Source organism: Streptomyces sp. NPDC046727 (assembly GCF_040645635.1).
Classification (GTDB): Bacteria; Actinomycetota; Actinomycetes; order Streptomycetales; family Streptomycetaceae; genus Streptomyces.
Map to the genome: position 1 here is coordinate 162,699 of NZ_JBEYYR010000011.1, position 17,667 is coordinate 180,365.

Genomic DNA, 17,667 nt, shown 5'->3' on the forward strand with positions numbered 1-17,667 from the left:
ATGTCGCAGATGCCCCAGCAGGCCGCACTGTCCAAGTGCCCGAGCTGCGCGGAGCCCGTGGAGTCGGGTGACCTGTTCTGCGGAGCGTGCGGGTACGACCTTTCGGTGGTGCCCGCCCCGCCGCAGGACGACCATCCGACGCTCACCATGACGGGTTCCGCCGGGTCCGGTTCCGCCGGGGACGGGGTGGCCTGGCCCGCTCCCGAGCCGGCCGGCTCCGCTCCCCCGTCGGCGGCGCACCTGCCGACGGACCTGCCCGCCACCGACCCGGGCGGCACGCCGCCGGCCGCGCACGCGTCCGGCCCCGGTCGGTCCACGGGTCCCGAGCAGCCCGCCGGTTCCGGGCAGCCCGCCGGTTCCGGTGTGCGGTTCGACCGGCCCGCCGAGCCCGACGAGTACCCGCTGCAGGCTCCGGACCCGCGGCTGGCCGCCGGTGCCGCCGCCCCGGCCGATCCGCCGCAGCTCTGCGTGGCCTGCCGGGCGGGCCGGGTGGACAGCGACGGCTACTGCGAGAACTGCGGGCACGCCCAGCCGCGCGAGCGCGACCACATCGAGCGGGAGACGGGCCCGGTCGCCGCCGTCAGCGACCGCGGGCTGCGCCACCACCGCAACGAGGACGCCTTCGCCGTCGGCCACACCACGCTGCCCGACGGCGCCCCGGCGGTGCTGGCCGTCGTCTGCGACGGCGTGTCCTCCGCGACCCGCCCCGACGACGCCTCCCTGGCCGCCTCCCAGGCCGCCGGCGACATCCTGCTGGCCGCGCTGCCGCGGGGCACCCACCCGCAGGCGGCGATGCACGAGGCGATCGTCGCCGCCTCGCAGGCCGTCAACGCGCTCGCCGAGGAGCCCGCCACGGCCCGCGAGCACGCCCCGCACCAGAACGCCCCGGCCTGCACGATCGTCGGCGCGGTGGTCACCTCCGGGCTGCTGGTCGTCGGCTGGGTCGGCGACAGCCGTGCCTACTGGGTGCCCACCGACCGCACCGCGCCACCGGCCCGGCTCACCGAGGACGACTCCTGGGCCGCGCAGATGGTCGCCGCGGGACTGATGAGCGAGGCCGAGGCGTACGCCGACGAGCGCGCCCACGCGATCACCGGCTGGCTCGGCGCGGACGCCTACGAACTGGAGCCGCACACCGCCTGCTTCAAACCGGACCGGCCGGGTGCGGTGGTGGTGTGCACCGACGGACTGTGGAACTACGCCGAGACGGCCGACGAGATGGGCGAGGTCGTCCCGCCGGACGCGGCCTCCCGCCCGCTGCACGCGGCCCGGGTGCTGGTCGGGCACGCCCTGGACGGCGGGGGCCACGACAACGTAACAGTGGCGGTCCTGCCGTTCCCGGCGCCGTCGCAGGGGGCAGGATCGGCCTGAGGGCCGTACAGCCGTAGACGAGTACACGGCGGGGATACGGCACGGGGAAGCCGTGGCGGACCGGAGGGGACCGGTCCGCCGACAGTCATCGCCTCGTGTGAGCGAGGTGTCCGAGGGGGATGCGATCAGGCATGGCCAATTTCGCGAAGTCGCGCGCGCCACAGTTCTCGGTGGACGTCTACCAGAACGAGTTCCTGCCCGAGGGCGGCAGCGAGGTCAACGCCGTCGTCACGGTGACCGCGACCGGCGGCGGCACCATCGGCGGCGCGGTCTCCGCGCCCGTGTACCCGCCGGGGCAGCCGCCCTCCGCCGCGGTGGCGATCATGGTCGACTGCTCGGGCTCCATGGACTACCCGCCGGCCAAGATGCGGGGCGCCCGGGACGCCACGGCCGCCGCGATCGACACCCTGCGCGACGGCACGCACTTCGCGGTGATCGGCGGCACGCACGTGGCCAAGGAGGTCTACCCGGGCGGCGGGCGGCTCGCGGTCGCCGACGCCGGCACCCGGGAGCAGGCCAAGCAGGCGCTGCGCCGGCTGAGCGCGGGCGGCGGTACGGCGATCGGCACCTGGCTGCGGCTCGCCGACCGGCTGCTGTCCTCGGCGGAGGTCACCATCCGGCACGGCATCCTGCTCACCGACGGCCGCAATGAACACGAGTCACCGGACGACCTGCGGGCCACGCTGGACGCCTGCGCGGGCCGTTTCACCTGCGACGCGCGCGGCGTGGGCACCGACTGGGAAGTGAAAGAAGTCACAGGGATCGCTTCGGCGCTGCTCGGCACCGCCGACATCGTCGCCGACCCGGCCGGACTCGCCGCGGACTTCACGCGGATGATGGAGACGGCGATGGGCAAGGAGGTCGCCGACGTCGCCCTGCGGGTGTGGACGCCGGTCGGCACGACCATCCGGTTCGTCAAGCAAGTCGCCCCGACCATGGACGACTTGACCGGCCGTCGCATCGAGGCCGGGCCCCGCGCCGGGGACTATCCGACCGGGTCCTGGGGCGACGAGTCCCGCGACTACCACCTGTGCGTGACGGTCCCGGCGGCCGGGCTCGGCCAGGAGATGCTCGCCGCACGGGTCTCCCTGGTGGTGCCGCAGCCTGGGGGCACCTCCCGCGCGAGCGAAGCCGAGCGTGGGGGAAGTACCGCGCAAAGCCTCGGCGCCCAGGGGCTGGTACGGGCCGTGTGGACGGACGACCTGGTCGCCTCCACCGCGATCAGCCCCCAAGTCGCCCACTACACCGGGCAGGCCGAACTGTCCCAAGCCATCCAGCAAGGGCTCGATCTGCGCAAAGCGGGCGATTTCGATGGAGCAACGGCCAAACTGGGGCGCGCGGTTCAGCTCGCGAGCGCCTCGGGGAACGCGGATACTGCGAAACTGCTTGCGAAGGTGGTGGACGTGGTCGACGCCGCGACAGGTACTGTGCGGTTGAAGACGAGGGTCGCGGAGGCCGACGAGATGACTCTGGAGACCCGGTCCACAAAGACTGTTCGTGTAAAGAAGTGACCCTGGAAGCCGTACGAGCGATCCAGACCGACCCTTAGGAGAAGGGGAAGCACCGACATGCCGACCTGCCCGAACGGACACCAGTCGGGTTCCGACGACTGGTGCGAGGTCTGCGGTCACCGCATGGCCGGTGCCGTACCTCCGCCCCCTCCGCCGCCGCCCGCCGGCGGCTACGGCTTCCCGCCGCCCGCCGGCCCGGGCGGTCCCGGCGGACAGGCCGGCGGGGGCCGCCCGCACCCCGCCGGCGGACCCGCGCCGGAGCCGGAGCTGTGCCCGCAGTGCCGTACGCCCCGCGAGGGCGGCGCGCCCTTCTGCGAGGAGTGCCGGTGGAACTTCCTGACCAACACGGCGACCTCGTACACCCCGGCCGCCCCGCGCCCGCAGCAGCCGCGGTTCCAGCCGCCGAGCGCGACGTACGGCGACGGTGACGCGTTCGACTACCAGGGCTCGCGCCCCTCGCAGGTGAACCGGCCCGCCGAGCCGATCCCGTCCTTCGGCAGCGAGCCGTCGGGGCCGACGCCGTTCGGCGGCGACCGTGCCCCGTCCGGCCCGCCGACCTCCCCCGGCCCCTCGGGCGCGCCGCCCTTCGCCGGTGGCAACCAGCGCCCGCCGGGACCGCCGCAGGGCTTCGGCCAGGTGCCGGGCCAGCGGCAGGGGCAAGGCCCCGGTGGCGGTGGCCCGTCCGGTCCCGCCGGCTTCGGCGGCCAGGGCACGATGCCGGGTCAGGGTGCGGGGCAGGGCCCCGGCGCCCCGTCCGGTCCGTCCGGCTTCGGCGGCGGTCCGGGACAGGGCCCTGGCGCCGGTGGCCCCTCCGGCTTCGGCGGCGGTCCGGGGCAGGGCCCCGGTGCCCCGTCCGGTCCGTCCGGCTTCGGCGGCGGTCCGGGGCAGGGCCCGGGGGCCGGTGGCCCCTCCGGGTTCGGCGGCGGTCCGGGGCAGGGCCCCGGCGGGCCGTCCGTGCCCCCGCCCTTCGGGCAGGACCCGTCCCGGCCCGGTGGCCCCACTCCGCCCGGCCCCACCGGCTTCGGCGGTGACCCCTCCCGTCAGGCACCGCCGCCCGGCGGCCCCGGTGCTGCCCCGCAGGCGTTCCCGCAGGCCGGGGCGTCGGCTCCGCCCGCGTTCCCGCGTGAGACCGGCCGGCCTCCGGCCGGTGACGACGACTGGGTGATCTCCCCGCCGTCGTCCACCGGCCCGGCCGGACCCGGCCCGGGCCAGGGTCCCGGCGGCCAGGGCGGCTACGGCTACCCGCAGCCCGGCGCCACCCAGGCCCCGACCGGACCCGGCGGCTTCCCGCAGGCGCCGCAGGCATCCGGGCCGGCCACCTGGATCGCGACCATCGGCCCGGACCGCGAGTACTTCATGGCGATGATGCAGCGCTCCGGCCCGGAGGCCGCGGGCCTGAACCTGCCCGCGTACTCGCCGGAGCAGCGGCGCACGCTCACCGGCAACCAGGTCACCATCGGCCGCCGCCGGCACTCCACCGGCGACACCCCCGACGTCGACCTGTCGGTGCCGCCGGAGGACCCGGGCGTCTCGCACCAGCACGCGGTGCTGGTGCAGCAGCAGGACGGCAGCTGGGCCGTCGTCGACCAGAACTCGACGAACGGCACCACGGTCAACATGTCCGAGGAGCCGATCCAGCCGTTCGTGCCGGTCCCGCTGCGGGACGGCGACCGGGTGCACGTGGGCGCCTGGACGACGATCACCGTCCGCCGGGGCTGACGGGCGGCCACGGCCTAGGGGAGGGGCCAGGCGTACGGCCCCTCCGGGTCGTCCAGCCATGCCCAGGCGTGCTCGCCGCCGACCGTGACGCCGTAGCGTCCGCGGCCCGGCCGGCCCTCGCGCTCCCACAGGGAGTACGCCTCCAGCGGATCGAGCGTGCCCCGGGTCAGCGCGAGCAGGAAGCGGAACGGCTCCTGCTCGCGGGCCCCGTCCGGCAGCCCGGCGAGACAGACGCCCTCGGGCTCGGCCCTGCCCTCGCCGCGCAGCGGCACGAAGAAGGCGGCCCGGGGCAGGAAGCGGCCCTCGGCGTGCTCCGCGTCCCGCACGGTCAGCGCGAGCAGTCCGGTGGCGAGCGGGGTGAGGACGCGCGCGCCGGGGCGGGACTGGGCGAGCCAGGCGCGCGGCACCGTGGGCAGTTCGCAGGTGGCGACGATCCGGTCGAAGGGGGCGCGTTCGGGTGCCCCGCGCGCGCCGTCGCCGGTGACGACGACCGGGCGGTAGCCGGCCGCGGTCAGGTGCTGCCGGGCCGACTCGGTGATCTCCGGGTCCAGGTCGATGGTGGTGACGAGGTCGTCGGCGCCGAGCCGGTGGGCGAGCAGGGCCGCGTTGTAGCCGGTGCCGGCGCCCACCTCCAGGACCCGGTTGCCGTCCTCGACGCGCAGGGCGACCAGCATCCGGGCCATCAGGGAGGGCTGGCTGCTGGAGGAGAGCAGCTCGCCGTCGCGCAGCCGGGTGGCCAGCGGTACGTCCGTGTAGGCGCCGCGCACCCAGCGTTCCCGGGCCTCGGGGTCGGGGCTCTCGCCCCAGCGGCGCTCGTAGCCGCCCGGCCCGGGGACGTAGTAGTACGGCACGAACAGATGCCGGGGCACCGCCGCGAACGCCTCCCGCCACACCGGGTCCTCGGCCCAGACCCCCTCGGCGTCGATCGCCCGCACCAGCGCGGCCCGCGCGGCGGCGGCAAGAACCTCGATCTCGGTGTCGTAGGCGCCCATATGTCCACATTAGGGCCGCGTGTCCGCCGTGGAGGCGTGGCGGCGGGGCCGGTCCTAAGCCTTGAGTCCTGGGTCACCCCGTCTGAGACGATGGACGGGTGAATGAGATTCGGCGCGGCACGCTTCAGGAGCAGACCTTCTACGAGCAGGTCGGCGGGGAGGAGACCTTCCGCCGGCTCGTCCACCGTTTCTACGAGGGAGTCGCCGAGGACCCGCTCCTGCGGCCGATGTACCCGGAGGAGGACCTGGGGCCGGCCGAGGAGCGGCTGGCGCTGTTCCTGATGCAGTACTGGGGCGGCCCCACCACCTACAGCGAGAACCGCGGCCACCCCCGGCTGCGGATGCGGCACGCCCCGTTCACCGTGGACCGGGCGGCGCACGACGCCTGGCTGCGGCACATGCGGGTGGCCGTCGACGAGCTGGGGCTGCCGGAGGAGCAGGAGCGGACGCTGTGGAACTACCTGACGTACGCCGCCGCGTCGATGGTGAACACCCCGGACTGACCGGCCCGGCTGATCACGGAAACCTGACAGGCCCTCACTGAAGGTCGGATTCCGGTCACCCGTCGCCGCATTCCGATCACAATCCGGTATAGACCGGCCGACAACCGCTTACCCCGCACCCGGCCTCTCTGCCAGCATCGCCCGAAGGTCTGGAAGTCCGGACACACGGGGGCCGGGTGACGGGGTTCGTCTTCTCACGCGCGCGTGCGCACCGCCTGCTGCTGGGCGCCGCGCTGCTGACGGTGGTGCTGACCACCGCGGTACTGGCGACGCTGACGGCGTACTCGGGCGCCATCGGCGACGCGGCCCTGCGCCATGTGCTCGCCGACCCGCGCACCGCCGCCGACACCGCGCTGATCGTCAAGGCCGACGTGCCCCCGGCCGAGCGCACCGCCGCCGACACCGCCGTCCGCGCCGGCGCCCGGCGGACCTTCGACGGGTTACCGGTGACCGTACGGACCCTGCGCCGCTCGGGACCGTACGCCCTGCCCCGCTCGCTCCAGCCGGCCACGGGCCGGTCGGGCGACCCGGACCTGACGTACTTCGCGGCCCTGGACCGCGGCCAGCTGCGGCTGTCCGCCGGCCGCCTCCCGCGCCCCGCCGCCGGCGAGGTCGAGGTGGCGCTCCCGCAGACCGCCGCCGGGGCGCTGCGGCTCAAGCCCGGCGCCCGGCTCACCCTCGCGAACCGGCTGCACGGCCCCGCGGCCCGGGTCCGGGTCGTCGGCGTGTACCGCCCCGCCTCGGTGACGGCACCGTACTGGCGGCTGGACGACCTCCTCGGCCGCGGCGTGAGGAAGTCCGGCTTCACGACGTACGGCCCGCTCCTCGCCGACCCCGCCGTCCTCACCGGCGGCCGGGTCAGCGCCGGTTCGACGGCCTGGCTGGCGTCGGCGGACTTCGCCTCGGTGCCGACGGGACGGATCGGGGAGCTGCGCGCGGCGGCCCGGGCCGGCAGCGCGGCCCTGCGCAAGCCGACCGCGCTGAGCGGGACGACGGTGTCGCAGACCGGGCTGCCCGACGTGCTGGACCGGGTGGACCGTTCGCTGCTCGTGGCCCGCTCCACGCTGCTGATCGTCGCGCTCCAGCTCGTGCTGCTCGCCGGCTACGCGCTGCTGCTGGTGGCCCGGCTGCTCAGCACCGAACGCGCCGACGAGACCCGGCTGCTCAGGGCCCGCGGCGCGTCCCGCACCCGGATCGCCGCCCTGGCCGCGGCCGAGGCCCTGCTGCTCGCGCTGCCCGCCGCCGTCTGCGCGCCGCTGCTCGCCGGCCCGCTCACCGCCCTGCTCGCCGGGCACGGCCCGCTGGCCCGGCTCGGCCTGCGCCTGGACCTCCCGGCGGCCGGGCGGCCCGTCGTCTGGCTGGTGGCGGCCGGGGTCGCGCTGGGCTGCGCGCTGGCGGTGACCGTACCGGCGGTCACCGGGGCCGGGGACGGGGTGCGCGGGCCCGGCCCCCGGCGCGGCTGGCCGCTGCCGGTGAAGCTCCGCCGCCGGAAGACGCCCCGGCCGGCCGGCGCCCGGACCGTCCCGGCCCCGCTGCGGGCCGGCGGCGATCTCGGGCTCCTCGCGATCGCCGCGGTCGCCTACTGGCAGCTGGGCCGGCAGGGTTCCGGGGCCGTGGCCGCCGACCGGTCGGGCACGCTCGGCGTCGATCCGCTGCTGGTGGCCGCGCCCGCGCTGGCCCTGCTCGCGGGGACCGTGCTCACGCTGCGGCTGCTGCCGCCCGTGGCGCGGTTCGCCGAGCGGTGGGCGGCCGGCGGGCGGGGGCTGCCGGTGGCGCTGGCCGGCTGGCAGTTCAGCCGGCGCACCGCGCGCGCGGCGGGACCGGTGCTGCTGCTCGTCCTCGCCGTCGCGCTCGGCATGCTCGCGATCGGGCAGGCCGCCTCCTGGGACCGCTCGCAGCACGACCAGGCCGACTTCCGGGCCGGGACGCAGGTGCGGGTACTGGCCGCCGGGGAGGACGGGTTCGGCCGTACGGACCTGTACGCCGGGCTGCCGCGGGTGCGGGCGGCGGCCCCGGCCGTGCGCGGCGCCCAGCCGCTGTCCGGCGACCGTACGGCGACCGTGCTGGCCCTCGACACCGCGCACGCGAAGGACGCGGTCCTCATGCGCCCCGACCTCGCGGACGAACCGGTACGGCCGCTGCTGGCCCGGCTCACCCCGAAGGGCACCCCGGCCGGGGCCCGGGTGCCGGCGGGCACCACCCGGCTGCGACTGACGGCCCGACTGCACTCCTCGACCGGGCCGGGGACCACGGCCTCGGTGACGGTGACGCTGGCGGACCGGTACGGGGTGCCGTACCAGCTGCCGCTCGGGCAGCTGCCCGCCGACGGACGCCCGCACACCCTGGCCCTCGGCCTCGGCACCGCCTCCGGCCCGGTGACCCTGACCGGTCTCCGCCTGGACCTCACCCAGCCCGCCGAGCGCGCCGAACGACACCGGCTCACCCTCGACGAGCTGACGGCGTCCGGGACGGACGGGCAGGAGCACCGGCTCGCCCTGCCCGCCCGCTGGACCACCACCGCGGAGGCCGGCGGCGCCGCCGTACCGAGCGCCGCCACCAGCCCGACCCGCCCCGAGGTCACCGGCACCCACCCGCTGACCTTCTCCTACAGCACCGGCTACCTCCCGGACGCCGGCATCTGGACGGTCGCCTCCGTCACGCTCCGGCTCCAGGCGACCCAGGCCGCGCCCGCCGAGGTGCCGGCCGTCGCGACCGACCGCTACCTGTCGGCGGCGGGCGCCCGCCCCGGGCAACGGGTCGGCCTCACGATCGGCGACCGGACCGTGCCGGTACGGATCGTCCGGGCGGTACGCGCCCTGCCCGCCACCGCCGACCCCGCGAACACCGGCGCCCGCGACGGCGGTGCCGTCCTGCTCGACCTGCGCGCCCTGAACCAGGTGCTCCAGGCCCGCTACGGCGAGAGCGCGATCCCCACCGAGTGGTGGCTCGCCACCGCACCCGGCGCCTCCGCGCACGTGGCCGCCGCCGTACGGGCGTTGCCGGACGTCGAGCCGGGCGAGGTCGTGGTGCGCGACGAGATCGCCGCCGAACTGCGCGACGACCCGTTCGGCGCCGGCCCCGAGGCCGCGTTCACGGCGGCGGCCGTGGTGGCGGCGGCGCTCGCCGCGGTCGGCTTCGCGGTCGGCGCCGCCGGCGCGCAGCGGGCCCGCGCCGCCGAGTTCGCCGTGCTGCGCGCGCTCGGCGTGCCACGCCGCCAGCTGGCCCGGACGGTCGCCGCCGAACAGGCCGTCCTGGTGGGCCTGGCGCTCGCGGTGGGCCTGGGTCTGGGCACCGTACTGGCCCGCGCCGTCCTGCCGCTGATCGTCCTCACCGGCGAGGCGACCCGCCCCGTACCGGACCTCCTGGTCCAGCTCCCCCCGGCCCACGTGGCCCTGCTCCTCGCCGCCGTCGCCGCGGCACCGCTGACGATCGCGGCGACAGCGGCCGTACGCCGGACGGATCCGGCGGGGGCACTGCGCGCCCAGGGAGGCGAGTGAGATGAGCCGTCCGGTGGTGCGCGCGGTGGCGCCCTGGGTGCGGACGCGGCTGCGGGCCGCGCCCGGTGCCGCGCTCGCGCTCGCGCTGCTCGTCGCGCTGACCGCGTGTCTGGCGGGTGCCTTCCCGCGGGCGGTGGACCGGTACGAGGACGCGGGGCTCCAGCGGGCACTGCGGCAGGCCCGGCCGGACCACACCACCGTACGGGTGTCGGCGCCCCAGCCCGACCTCGGCCTGCCTCCCGGGCGGCGCGCCGCGGCGGTGCGCCCCGGCGTGCTGAAACGGCAGTACGAGAAGGTGCTCGGCACCGTCGGCGGCCCGCTGACCGTCGACCGCGCCCAGTCCGCGTACGGCGTCGGCAGCACCGTCAGCCCGGAGGTGCCCGACCCCTGGCTGCCCCGGCCGACCGGGCTGCCCGCCCGTATGTCGCTGGCCGCGCAGAGCGGTCTCGCCGAGCACGCGCGCGTGCGCACCGGGCGGCTGCCGCGCGCCGCCCGCCCGGTGGACGGGACGACCGCCGAGGTGGAGGCCGCCGTGACCGCCGCCACCGCCAAGAGCCTGAACATCGAGGTCGGCTCGGTCCTCCACGTGCCCGCACCCGGCCGTGCCCCGCTCGCCGTCCGGGTCACCGGCATCCTCGTCCCGCGCGACCCCGACGGCGCCTACTGGTCCACCGTCCCGCTGCTGCGCACCCCGAACCTGGTGACCCTGCCCACCCCGGGACCGGACCCGGACAAGTACTGGCTCGGCGCGCTGCTGCTGGCCCCGGAGGCGGGCCCCGCCCTGCTCGGCACCAGCACCAACCCGGCCCGCTACTGGCATCTGGCGCCCGACCTGCGCGGCCTGCACGCCCACGACCTGGACCGGCTGAAGGCGGCCGTCGCCTCCCTGGAGTCCGGTCCCGCCCTGCAGCGCGCCCGCGCCCGCACCGACGACGGCGCCGAGACCAGCACCGCCCTGGACGACACCCTCGCCGCCTTCTCCCGGCTGCGCTCCGGCATCGCCCCGCTGGTCGCCGTCGCCGCCGCGGGCACCGCCACGGTCGTCGCCGTCGTCCTGCTCATGACGGGCGGTCTGGCCGCCGACCGGCGCCGCGGCGAACTCGCCCTGCTGCGCGCCCGCGGCGCCTCCCTGCCCGGTCTCGCCGGGCGGCTGCTCGCCGAGACCGCCGTGGTCGCCGTACCGGCGGGCGCGCTCGGCCTGGCCGTGGCCCTGCTCGCGGTCCCCGCCGGCCGCCTCGCCCCCGCCGTCGCCGCCGCGCTGGCCACCACCCTCACCGCCTGCGCCGCCCTCCCGCTGCGCGCCGCCCTCGCCCACCGCACGGTACGACTGACGGCCCCGCGCGAGGACCTCGCCTCGGTACGGTCCTCCCGGCGCCGCGCGGTCGCCGAGCTGACCCTGCTGGTGCTGGCCGCCGGCGCGGTGGCCACCCTGCGCCGGCGCGGCACCACCGGAGACCAGCTGGTGGCGGTGGCCCCGGTCCTGGTCGGTGTCATCGCCGCGCTGCTGCTGCTCCGGCTCTACCCGCCGCTGCTGCGCCGCCTGTCCGGCCCGGCCGGGCGCCTGCGCGGCGCGGTCAGCCATCTCTCCCTGGCCCGCGCGGGCCGCGCCCAGACCTCCGCGGTGCTCCCGCTCCTCGCCCTGCTGACCGCGCTGACCACGGCGGCGTTCGGCGGATCGGTGCTGGCGGGCGTGGCCGAGGCCCGGGACCGGGCGGCCCTGCTCACCGTCGGCGCCGACGCCCGCGCCGACGCGGGCGCCCCGCTGCCGGCGGCGGCCCCGGACCGGGTCCGCGCGCTCCCCGGGGTCCGCGCGGTGGCCCCCGTCGGCATCTCCTACCAGGCGAAGCCGGAGGACGGTCAGGACTCGGTACCGCTGGTGGGCGTCGACCCGCGCAGCTACGCCGGCCTGACCGCCCACACCGGTCTGGGCGCCTTCCCGGCCGGCTCCCTGACGGGCCGCTCCGGCACCCTCCGCGCCGTCGCCTCACCCTCCGTCGCCTCCGCGTACGGCACCCGGCGGCCCTTCCTGGTGCGGCTGGAGGACGGCAGCGCGATCACCGTGCGCATCGCCCTGGTCCGCGACCGCACCCCGGCCGTCTCCGGTCCCGACTTCCTGCTGGTGGACAGGGCGGCCCTGCCCGGCTCGGCCGCCCGCCCCACGGCCCTGCTGCTGACGGGCGAGCACCTGGACGCGGGCACACTGCGCCGGGCCCTCGGCGGTCCGGCCGCCATCCGGATCCGGGCCGACGAACGCGCCGGGTACGCGGACTCGCCCCTCCAGTCCGGTGCCGAGCACGTCTACACGGCGGCGGTCGCCGCGGGCGCCGGCTTCGCCGTCCTCGCCCTGCTGCTCGCGCTGCTCCGGGCGGCCCCGGAGCGGGCCGCGCTGCTGGCCCGTCTCCGCACGATGGGCCTCACGCGCGCGCAGGGCCGCCGCCTGCTGGTCCTGGAGTCCCTCCCCCAGTCCCTGCTGGCCGCGCTCGGCGGGACCCTGACCGGCTGGTCCGCGATCCGCCTGCTCTCCCCGGGCGTCGACCTCACGGCCATCGCCCTCCCGTCGGCCCAGGCCTCGCTGGCCGCGGCCGAGCTGCGCCCCGACGCCTGGTCCCTCACCGTCCCCGCGCTCCTGGTCCTCCTGGTGTCCCTGACGGTCGCCGCCTTGCAGGCGTGGTGGACGGGGAGGCGCGGGTCGGTGACCGAGCTGCGGGCGGGGGACGGCCGATGAGCGCCCCTGAAGGAGACCCCATGACGACCGACCCGAGCCTCACCGAGCTGGCGAACCGTGTCACCAGGGCCAAGGACGCCCCGGCCTACGGCCACGACGCGCTCATCACCTGCGACCGCCTCGTCCGGATCTTCACCACGGACGGTGTCGAGGTCCAGGCGCTCCAGGGCCTCGACCTCCTCGTCCGCGAGGGCGAGCTGATGGCCCTGGTCGGCGCGTCCGGCAGCGGCAAGTCCACGCTCATGAACATCCTCGCCGGCCTGGACACCCCCACCGCCGGCGCGGCCCGCGTCGCCGGCCGCGACCTGCTCACCATGACGGCCGCCGACCGCCTCGCCTACCGCCGCGAGGTCGTCGGCTTCGTCTGGCAGCAGACCGCCCGCAACCTCCTGCCCTACCTCACCGCGGCCCAGAACGTCGCCCTCCCCCTCCAGCTCTCCGGCACCCGCAAGGGCCGTCGCGCCCGCACCGAACGGGTCCTGGAACTCCTGGAGCTGCTTCAGGTGGCCGACTGCCGCGACCGCCGCCCGCAGCAGATGTCCGGCGGCCAGCAGCAGCGCGTCGCGATCGCCGTGGCCCTCGCGAACGGCCCCGCGGTGCTGCTCGCCGACGAACCCACCGGCGAACTCGACTCCCACACGGCCACGCAGATCTTCGACGCGTTCCGCACGGCCAACGAGACCCTCGGCACCACGATCGTCATCGTCACCCACGACCAGGCGGTGGCGAGCGAGGTCCGCCGTACGGTGGCGATCCGTGACGGCCGCACCTCCACCGAGGTGCTGCGCCGCAGCGAGATCGACGCGGCGACCGGCCATGAGACGGTCGTCGCCCGCGAGTACGCGATGCTCGACCGCGCGGGCCGCCTCCAGCTGCCCGCCGACTACCTCCGCGCCCTGGACATGCGCGACCGCGTGGCCCTGGAACTGGAGCCCGACCACATCGGAGTGTGGCCGGACGACACGCGGTGAATCCCCGTCGAAGAGGTGTCGAGCAGGTTCAGCGCACGCTGATCCCGAAGGACCCGAGGCCTGCCGGGCGCACGAGCACCGAGCCGTACGGCGTACGCAGCCGCAGCCAGGGCCCGGAGGAGAAGAGCCCGATGTCCCCCGGTCCGGTGCCCGGCCGCAGGAAACCCAGGGACTGGGCCGCGTGCACGGCCCGTACCGGCAGCCGGGTGCTCCCGATCCGCCGGGACCAGATGTCCCGCCCGATCCGGTCCAGCTCGGCGCGGGTACGCCCCTCGGGCGCCAGTTCCTCGGTGCGGGACCGGAATTCGGTCACCGCGGCGGCGACCGTGGCGCGCAGCGCGTCCGGCGCGGGCAGTGCGGGCTCGGGCTGCCAGCCGGCGCGCGGCGGCAGCACTCCGGCCCACGGCGGGCCGGTGACCGCGCCGGGGACGGCGGCGGTGGCGGCCCGCTCGTCCACGGACTCCAGGAACTCGCCGGCGGAGACGGTCACGTCGAGGGTGGCGTCGAGGCCGTCCTCGTACGGCTTCGCGAGCCGTACCGCGCGCACCGCCAGGACCTCGAAGGACGGCGGCCGGCCGAAGACGGCGAGGGCGGTGCCGGCCGCCTGCAGCCGCACCGCGGCCCCACGGTCGTAGTGGAGCAGCCGGGACAGGAAGGCGGCGAGGTCGGCCGCCTCCCTCTCGTCGGCCAGGTGCAGCACCGTCATGCGGCGACGGCCTCCTCGCCGTCGGCCGCGTCCTGGTACTCCTGCAGGAACTCGCGCTCCTCCGCGGTGATGCGCCGCGGACGCTGGGACTCGAAGTCGAACGGGACGATGACCGTCGACGCCTGGACGTACACGAGATCGTCGTCCTTCACCTCGTAGGCGAGGGTGAAGGACGCGGCCCTGATCTCGGTGACCCACAGCTCGATGTCCACCGGGTGGTGCCGGTGGACGAGCTGCCGCTTGTAGTCGATCTCGTGGCGCGCCACCACGGACCCCTGCTTGAAGTCCTTGTCCGGGCGGAACAGGAAGTCGATCCGGGCTTCCTCCAGGTAGCGGAGGAACACCACGTTGTTGACGTGGCCGTACGCGTCCATGTCCGCCCAGCGCAGCGGGCAGCGGTAGATGTGGCGCAAGACCGATCAGCCCCGGGTCAGCTTCTTGTAGGTGGCGCGGTGCGGACGCGCGGCGTCCGGGCCGAGCCGCTCGATCTTGTTCTTCTCGTACGACTCGAAGTTGCCCTCGAACCAGAACCACTTCGACTCACCCTCGTAGGCGAGGATGTGCGTCGCGACCCGGTCCAGGAACCACCGGTCGTGGGAGACGACGACGGCGCAGCCGGGGAAGTCCAGCAGGGCGTTCTCCAGGCTGGACAGCGTCTCGACGTCGAGGTCGTTGGTGGGCTCGTCGAGGAGCAGCAGGTTGCCGCCCTGCTTCAGGGTCAGCGCCAGGTTGAGGCGGTTGCGCTCACCACCGGAGAGGACACCGGCCGGCTTCTGCTGGTCCGGCCCCTTGAAGCCGAACGCGGACACGTACGCACGCGACGGCATCTCGACCTGACCGACGTTGATGTAGTCGAGCCCGTCGGACACGACCTCCCACAGCGTCTTCTTCGGGTCGATGTTCTCGCGGCTCTGGTCGACGTAGGAGATCTTGACGGTCTCGCCGACCTTGATGTCGCCGGCGTCCGGGGTCTCCAGGCCCTGGATCATCTTGAACAGCGTGGTCTTGCCGGCGCCGTTCGGGCCGATGACGCCGACGATGCCGTTGCGCGGCAGCGTGAAGCTCAGCCCGTCGACGAGGACCTTCTCGCCGAAGGCCTTGTTCAGCTTGTCGACCTCGACGACCACGTTGCCCAGGCGCGGGCCCGGCGGGATCTGGATCTCCTCGAAGTCCAGCTTCCGCATCTTCTCGGCCTCGGCGGCCATCTCCTCGTACCGCGCGAGACGGGCCTTGGACTTGGCCTGCCGCCCCTTGGCGTTGGAGCGGACCCACTCCAGCTCTTCCTTGAGCCGCTTCTGCCGCTTGGCGTCCTTCTGGCCCTCGACCTTGAGACGGGTGGCCTTGGTCTCCAGGTACGTGGAGTAGTTGCCCTCGTACGGGTAGGCGCGGCCGCGGTCCAGCTCGAGGATCCACTGGGCCACGTTGTCCAGGAAGTACCGGTCGTGGGTGATGGCCACGACGGTGCCCGGGTACTTGGCCAGGTGCTGCTCCAGCCAGTTCACCGACTCGGCGTCGAGGTGGTTGGTGGGCTCGTCGAGGAGCAGCAGGTCGGGGGCCTCCAGCAGCAGCTTGCAGAGCGCGACGCGGCGCTTCTCACCACCGGAGAGGTTGGTGACGGGCCAGTCGCCCGGGGGGCACCCGAGCGCGTCCATGGCCTGCTCCAGCTGGGCGTCGAGGTCCCAGGCGTTGGCGTGGTCCAGCTCCTCCTGGAGCTTGCCCATCTCGTCGAGCAGCGCGTCGGAGTAGTCCGTGGCCATCAGCTCGGCGATCTCGTTGAACCGGTCGAGCTTGCCCTTGACCTCGGCGACACCCTCCTGGACGTTCTCCAGGACGGTCTTCTCCTCGTTCAGCGGGGGCTCCTGCAGCAGGATGCCCACGCTGTAGCCCGGCGACAGGAACGCGTCACCGTTCGACGGCTGCTGCAGTCCCGCCATGATCTGCAGGACGGTCGACTTACCGGCGCCGTTCGGCCCGACGACGCCGATCTTCGCCCCGGGCAGGAAGCTCAGGGTGACGTCGTCGAGGATCACCTTGTCGCCGTGCGCTTTGCGCGCCTTGCGCATGGTGTAGATGTACTCAGCCAAGAGAAACCGTCCGGCAGCTTGAATCTGGCAGTGGGCAGATACACCCCATCTTGCCTGACCGCCAGCCTCTGACGGAAACCAGTATGGTTGCGGGGCTCTGACCTGGGGTTTCCCCGCTGTGGGTGGGGGTGCGGCGCCGCCGGTCGGCGGCGGTGGACGCTTTCGGGCCCCGTCAGTCGCCCGTCCGCGTCTCCTTCCTGCGCAGGACGACCAGGACCGCGCCGCCGATCACGACCAGGCCGATGGCCACCCCCGCGATCATCGGGGTGATCGCGGACCCGCCGGTCGCGGCCAGGTCGGTGCTGTCCACGGGGGTGCCGCCCACCGTGGCGGGGCTGGGCTCGTTGCGGAGCCGGGCTGTCTCCGTGGTGATCGCGCCCTGGGTCCGGCAGTCCAGGACGCCGGTGAAGCGGCGGCTGAAGCCGTGCGGGCCGGTGATCGTGAAGTCGTAGGCCTGGTCCTCCTGGAGCGGCACGGTCACCGTGCGGGTCGCGCCCGCCGGGATCGTGTGCTCGGCGCCCATCAGCCCGAAGGTGAACGGCCGGTCGCCCTTGTTGGCCGCGGTGATGTCCACACCGCTCTTGGCGCAGTTCTCGCGGGCCGAGACCGCCGGTACGGCGCCCTGGGCCGCCCAGGCCGCCGTCGCGGTCGCGGCGACCGTGGACTCGCTGGAGCCGGCCAGGATCTGCGTCTGGCTGCGGCTCTCGGCGGCGAAGGCCCGGCCCACCGGCACGGTCGTCGACGCCTGCACGGTCAGCTCTGCCGTGCCTTCCCCGCCGGCGACGGCGTGGGCGGCGCCCCCGGCCTCGTCCCCGGGAACGTCGAAGTACAGCTCGCTGCCGTCCTTCGCCGAGGTGATCACCTTGCCGGTCTTGTCGACGATCCGCACTCCGCTGGTGGCCGCGTCCGCCGGCGGGCTCACGGTGACCGCGCCCGCGTTGGTGTGCACGGTCACCGGTCCGAGCAGGCCGCCCGGCCGGCCGGAGACCGCGGGCGGGTCCAGGGTGAGCGAGGGCCGCGGCTCGGCGACGCTGCGGGCGCTCTTCTCCAGGTAGTCGGCGAGCTTCTCGGCCTGCGGGTCGACGGCGTCGACCTCGGCACCGTCGGAGTAGCGCCAGATCGCCACCTGGGTGCCGGCCGCCGCGTCCTGCTCGGTCAGCCCTCTCGTCCCCGCCTTCCGCGCGAGCGCGGCGAGATCGTTGACCTGGGGGTAGGAGTTCTGCAGGATCCAGTGGATCCGGCCCGCGTCCTTGTTGGTGCCCAGCGAGGTGCCGCTCCAGGACGTCTCCTGGTATCTGGCGTCCCGCTGGGTCGGGTTGTGCAGGTCGACGCAGTACGTCTGCAGGGTGCCGCCGCCGTCCACGGACATCTCGAACAGGCCCGCGGCCACCTGCTGGTCGCCGCCGTCCCCGTGGATCACGGCCTCGCCGTAGGTCTTCAGACCGTTGATCGTGGCCGTCGCCCCGCCCTCGGTCTGCGGTATCCCCTCGGCCACGGCCGTACCCGCGCCGGACAGCACGCCGGCCGCCACGAGGCCGGACACCGTGGCGACGGCGGCCAGGCGGCCCGTTCCGGTGGACCGGCGGAA

The 17,667-nt window shown here is 75.4% G+C and carries 12 protein-coding genes; 7 read left to right on the forward strand and 5 right to left on the reverse strand.

Annotation, left to right across the window (positions count from 1 at the left end):
• The 3 genes from ABZ937_RS16515 to ABZ937_RS16525 all read left to right on the forward strand — a co-directional run bounded on the left by ABZ937_RS16515 (position 1) and on the right by ABZ937_RS16525 (position 4,601).
• Entirely contained in the window at positions 1-1,371 is a 1,371-nt protein-coding gene (locus ABZ937_RS16515; RefSeq protein WP_361692075.1) for a protein phosphatase 2C domain-containing protein, read from the forward strand.
• Positions 1,372-1,502: 131 nt separating this feature from the next.
• Positions 1,503-2,882 (forward strand): VWA domain-containing protein, encoded by a 1,380-nt coding sequence (locus ABZ937_RS16520; protein ID WP_361692078.1) that lies wholly within the window; start codon positions 1,503-1,505, stop codon positions 2,880-2,882.
• A gap of 57 nt (positions 2,883-2,939) precedes the next feature.
• Complete coding sequence (locus tag ABZ937_RS16525; protein ID WP_361692081.1) at positions 2,940-4,601, forward strand: FHA domain-containing protein; 1,662 nt, start codon at positions 2,940-2,942, stop codon at positions 4,599-4,601.
• Between the two features lie 14 nt (positions 4,602-4,615).
• Here the strand turns inward: ABZ937_RS16525 and ABZ937_RS16530 are convergent, their stop codons facing one another.
• Complete coding sequence (locus ABZ937_RS16530; RefSeq protein WP_361692084.1) at positions 4,616-5,593, reverse strand: methyltransferase domain-containing protein; 978 nt, start codon at positions 5,591-5,593, stop codon at positions 4,616-4,618.
• A gap of 98 nt (positions 5,594-5,691) precedes the next feature.
• Here ABZ937_RS16530 and ABZ937_RS16535 point away from each other — a divergent pair, with 98 nt between their 5' ends.
• The 4 genes from ABZ937_RS16535 (at position 5,692) to ABZ937_RS16550 (ending at position 13,289) form a co-directional block, all read left to right on the forward strand.
• A complete protein-coding gene (locus ABZ937_RS16535) occupies positions 5,692-6,096 on the forward strand; it encodes a globin (protein WP_361692087.1) in 405 nt (134 codons plus the stop codon).
• Positions 6,097-6,272: 176 nt separating this feature from the next.
• Complete coding sequence (locus ABZ937_RS16540; RefSeq protein ID WP_361692090.1) at positions 6,273-9,593, forward strand: ABC transporter permease; 3,321 nt, start codon at positions 6,273-6,275, stop codon at positions 9,591-9,593.
• A gap of 1 nt (position 9,594) precedes the next feature.
• Positions 9,595-12,318 carry an FtsX-like permease family protein gene (locus ABZ937_RS16545; RefSeq protein WP_361692093.1) on the forward strand — a complete coding sequence of 908 codons (2,724 nt, stop codon included), beginning with the start codon at positions 9,595-9,597 and terminating at the stop codon, positions 12,316-12,318.
• 20 nt (positions 12,319-12,338) lie between these two features.
• Complete coding sequence (locus ABZ937_RS16550; protein ID WP_361692096.1) at positions 12,339-13,289, forward strand: ABC transporter ATP-binding protein; 951 nt, start codon at positions 12,339-12,341, stop codon at positions 13,287-13,289.
• 28 nt (positions 13,290-13,317) lie between these two features.
• Here the strand turns inward: ABZ937_RS16550 and ABZ937_RS16555 are convergent, their stop codons facing one another.
• The 4 genes from ABZ937_RS16555 to ABZ937_RS16570 all read right to left on the reverse strand — a co-directional run bounded on the left by ABZ937_RS16555 (position 13,318) and on the right by ABZ937_RS16570 (position 17,640).
• Positions 13,318-13,995 (reverse strand): hypothetical protein, encoded by a 678-nt coding sequence (locus ABZ937_RS16555; protein WP_361692099.1) that lies wholly within the window; start codon positions 13,993-13,995, stop codon positions 13,318-13,320.
• Positions 13,992-14,408 carry a thioesterase family protein gene (locus tag ABZ937_RS16560; RefSeq protein ID WP_361692102.1) on the reverse strand — a complete coding sequence of 139 codons (417 nt, stop codon included), beginning with the start codon at positions 14,406-14,408 and terminating at the stop codon, positions 13,992-13,994. The genes ABZ937_RS16555 and ABZ937_RS16560 overlap by 4 nt, the downstream gene beginning before the upstream one ends.
• A 6-nt stretch (positions 14,409-14,414) precedes the next feature.
• Positions 14,415-16,079 carry an energy-dependent translational throttle protein EttA gene (gene ettA / locus ABZ937_RS16565; RefSeq protein WP_361692105.1) on the reverse strand — a complete coding sequence of 555 codons (1,665 nt, stop codon included), beginning with the start codon at positions 16,077-16,079 and terminating at the stop codon, positions 14,415-14,417.
• 172 nt (positions 16,080-16,251) lie between these two features.
• Positions 16,252-17,640, reverse strand: coding sequence for a Cys-Gln thioester bond-forming surface protein (locus ABZ937_RS16570; RefSeq protein ID WP_361692321.1), 1,389 nt, complete (start codon positions 17,638-17,640; stop codon positions 16,252-16,254).
• Positions 17,641-17,667 lie beyond the last annotated feature (27 nt).

What these genes read in the sequence shown, in the direction of transcription:
- ABZ937_RS16515 (WP_361692075.1), top strand. Translation starts at nt 1, where the DNA reads ATGTCGCAGATGCCCCAGCAGGCCGCACTGTCCAAGTGCCCGAGCTGC.
- ABZ937_RS16520 (WP_361692078.1), top strand. Translation starts at nt 1,503, where the DNA reads ATGGCCAATTTCGCGAAGTCGCGCGCGCCACAGTTCTCGGTGGACGTC.
- ABZ937_RS16525 (WP_361692081.1), top strand. Translation starts at nt 2,940, where the DNA reads ATGCCGACCTGCCCGAACGGACACCAGTCGGGTTCCGACGACTGGTGC.
- ABZ937_RS16530 (WP_361692084.1), bottom strand. Translation starts at nt 5,593, where the DNA reads ATGGGCGCCTACGACACCGAGATCGAGGTTCTTGCCGCCGCCGCGCGG.
- ABZ937_RS16545 (WP_361692093.1), top strand. Translation starts at nt 9,595, where the DNA reads ATGAGCCGTCCGGTGGTGCGCGCGGTGGCGCCCTGGGTGCGGACGCGG.
- ABZ937_RS16550 (WP_361692096.1), top strand. Translation starts at nt 12,339, where the DNA reads ATGACGACCGACCCGAGCCTCACCGAGCTGGCGAACCGTGTCACCAGG.
- ABZ937_RS16555 (WP_361692099.1), bottom strand. Translation starts at nt 13,995, where the DNA reads ATGACGGTGCTGCACCTGGCCGACGAGAGGGAGGCGGCCGACCTCGCC.